Below are 2,641 nucleotides of genomic sequence, written 5' to 3'. Positions count from 1 at the left end.
TTTGAAGGAGGATTGCTTTGGTAGAAGCGTTGCCAGCAGCCAAGCGCATCTGGAACAGCTCCGAGGAGGTCCAGGCGATGGACAACCTCTGGGACGTCTTGGAAGGGAAGCCAGATAACGAGGCTGCTCTAGTCCGGCTGGCTCAGTCCGTTCCGCATGGCAAGCTGTTGGATTTAGGGTGTGGTTCGGCTCGCTATGCTCAGTTGGTCAAGGGGTGGCGAACCTACACGGGAGTGGATTCATCGCCCCACATGGCCGAGTTGGCGCAGAAGCGCCTTGGGCAGCTAAAGGGTCGTGCCAAGTCGTCTATGTCCTTGTTACAGGCTAATCTACTTGAGTGGCATCCAGAAAAAGGGCATCACTACGACCTGGTTTTGTGCATCGAAGTTGCCCAGCACTACGAGAACCCTCTTGAGTTTGCTAGGCGGATGCTGTCCATCAACTACGCCGATTACCTGCTTTTGACAGTGCAGACTCACTCAAAGGCAGAAGGAACAGTAGATTTTTGGATTGGCTGGGAAGGGTATGAGGACGGCAGCAACGTAGGTTCTCGAACTGTAGCCATGGCCGATCTAAAGGCAATTCTTTCCAACTATGATGTTCTTGCATTCGAGCCTGCACCACACCAGTGGCATCCAGATTCCCGTGACCAGTATATCCTAACGAGATTGAAGAATGTTGGATAGGGCAGACATGCAACAGTTCGTCGGAGCCCATAACCGCTGGAATTGTAGCCTTGAGTCAGTCGTCGAGGTTGAGCGCCAGTGGCGTGAATATCCGAGACGGAGAGTAGTTGAGGCGCACGTTGCCAAGATGTTGGAAGGTATCCCTCACGATACCATTCTTGACCTCGGCTGCGGTACAGCTCAGTATGCTATGTTGATTCCCGACTGGAAAGGATACGTCGGTCTGGACGAATCTGAGTATATGCTAAAACTGGCGGGAGAGCGCTTGGCTAGCACCGAACGGACGTGGATGCTCGCACGGGATAGTATCCTCGACCACAAGTTCGGCACAAATGAAGACCCGTTCGACCTCTGTCTCTGTTTGGAGGTCTCTCCTCACTACCCGGGGCCATTAGAACTGCTGGACTTTGTCCTTTCCAGCTATCGTTCCCGCTACTTCCTGCTGTCCGTCGAGGCGCACGAACGCTCTGATATTGTCGAGTGCGACTTCTTAGTTCCACCAGGCGTCATGGGCTCCAGGTCACTTCCGCTGAATGAAGTAAAGGCGTTCTTTGCCCGTTATCCCACACTCAAGCTGGAGAAGTCGCCAGAGGACTGGCATCCTGATGCTCAGGACTGGTTCGCCTTGGTTAAGGGCGAGAATTAGTCGGAGATAGGTAGTATGCTGGTAGCAGTTTACATGGCAAGAGACCCTGGGTTGGAGAACGGTCAGGGACAGTCTCTGCACATGTTCAGACAGCTCGTAGTTCCCCGGCTGGCTCCCACGATTTTCTATCGGACGGACGATATAGGCGAGGCGAAAGATGCCGACCTAATTGTCTTTTGGGACATGCAGGAGTACTGCATTCAGGCCGGTCTAAACAACGTCCCTATGGACAAGTGTGTAGTTTGGATTGGGGGGATGCAGCCACCCGAATTCTGGCCGGGTCAACCTCTGCCTGAGCGGTTTAGTCTGCTGCGTACGGCCAAGGTGCTGGTGGCGACTTCAATCCTGGCGGCAGGTGAGATATCCAGGATAGTGGGTCGGCCTGTTCACTATGCCCCCCACGTTGTGGATCGAAGCATATTCTATCCAAGTGAAGGTAGTCATGGCGTGGATATTGTAGCTGTTGCCAACGGGATCGTCGATGTTCAGAAGCATCACTACGGTCTGGATAGGCTTGAAGCGACAGGGTTGCCCGTCCGATGGGTTGGTGAGTTCGATGACGGACGAGGCGAGAAGATTCCTCATGACCAGATGGGCGATGTCTACAGGAATGCGGCCGTGTTCGTTCGAGTCACCCGTAACGAGGGCGGATGCCTAAGCCGGGTAGAGAGTTTAGCCTGCGGCCTACCTCAGATAGCATCGGATACAGGAGATGCCTTTTATCAGGTAGACAGTAGCAATGGAGTGCTGCTATCCCAGGAGCAGTGTGACGATCCTGATGGTCTCCGTTCGTGCATAGATTCTATTGTCGGGTCGGACGGAAGTCGATGGCTGGAGATGAGCAACAACAGCATTCGGCTATCTCGTTACTACCGTCCTGATATAGTTGCCGGGAGGTGGCGCTCGATATTACGTATAGCGCAATCTGTCGTAGTGGAGGTTTAGTTGGACGTAACGGCACACATCATGGTCAAGAACGAGGAGTTCTACATCGTTCCTGTTCTTGAGTCCGTTCTGCAGGCAGGCTTCCGGGAGGTCATCGTGGCGGACTGTGGGTCTATGGACAGGACATGGGACATACTACAGCGGTATATTAGCCGGGTAAGGTTGCTTAGCTACGGTAGCATTACTCCGGAGGAGAACGGTCAGGTCAGGCAACATATGACCAACCTAACCCGGACTCCCTGGTGCATGCTGGTCGATGGCGACGAGTATTACTGGCCTCGGTCACTAAAGGGTATTGTCGGTATGGATATGCCCGCTGGTAAGCGGTTTGGCTTTACTACTCTTGCTAACGTTCAGAAGGACG

The 2,641-nt window shown here is 53.6% G+C and carries 4 protein-coding genes; all 4 read left to right on the top strand.

The features are described 5' to 3' along the window. The first annotated feature begins 17 nt into the window (after positions 1-17). Positions 18-686, top strand: a complete 669-nt coding sequence (locus PHI12_15020; GenBank protein ID MDD5512095.1) for a class I SAM-dependent methyltransferase — start codon at positions 18-20, stop codon at positions 684-686. Beyond that, positions 676-1,332, top strand: coding sequence for a class I SAM-dependent methyltransferase (locus PHI12_15015; GenBank protein MDD5512094.1), 657 nt, complete (start codon positions 676-678; stop codon positions 1,330-1,332). Before PHI12_15020 ends, PHI12_15015 begins: the two co-directional genes overlap by 11 nt. 15 nt (positions 1,333-1,347) lie before the next feature. Next, positions 1,348-2,277, top strand: coding sequence for a hypothetical protein (locus PHI12_15010; GenBank protein ID MDD5512093.1), 930 nt, complete (start codon positions 1,348-1,350; stop codon positions 2,275-2,277). After that, positions 2,278-2,641: glycosyltransferase (locus PHI12_15005; GenBank protein ID MDD5512092.1), on the top strand; the 364-nt coding region annotated here is incomplete at its 3' end. It abuts the gene before it with no gap.

The sequence above is a fragment of the Dehalococcoidales bacterium genome, assembly GCA_028716225.1.
In the GTDB taxonomy this organism is placed as follows: Bacteria; Chloroflexota; Dehalococcoidia; order Dehalococcoidales; family UBA5760; genus UBA5760.
Note: the sequence above shows the minus strand (reverse complement) of the source record. Positions and strands in the feature narration are given on the sequence as shown.

What these genes read in the sequence shown, in the direction of transcription:
- PHI12_15015 (MDD5512094.1), top strand. Translation starts at nt 676, where the DNA reads ATGTTGGATAGGGCAGACATGCAACAGTTCGTCGGAGCCCATAACCGC.
- PHI12_15010 (MDD5512093.1), top strand. Translation starts at nt 1,348, where the DNA reads ATGCTGGTAGCAGTTTACATGGCAAGAGACCCTGGGTTGGAGAACGGT.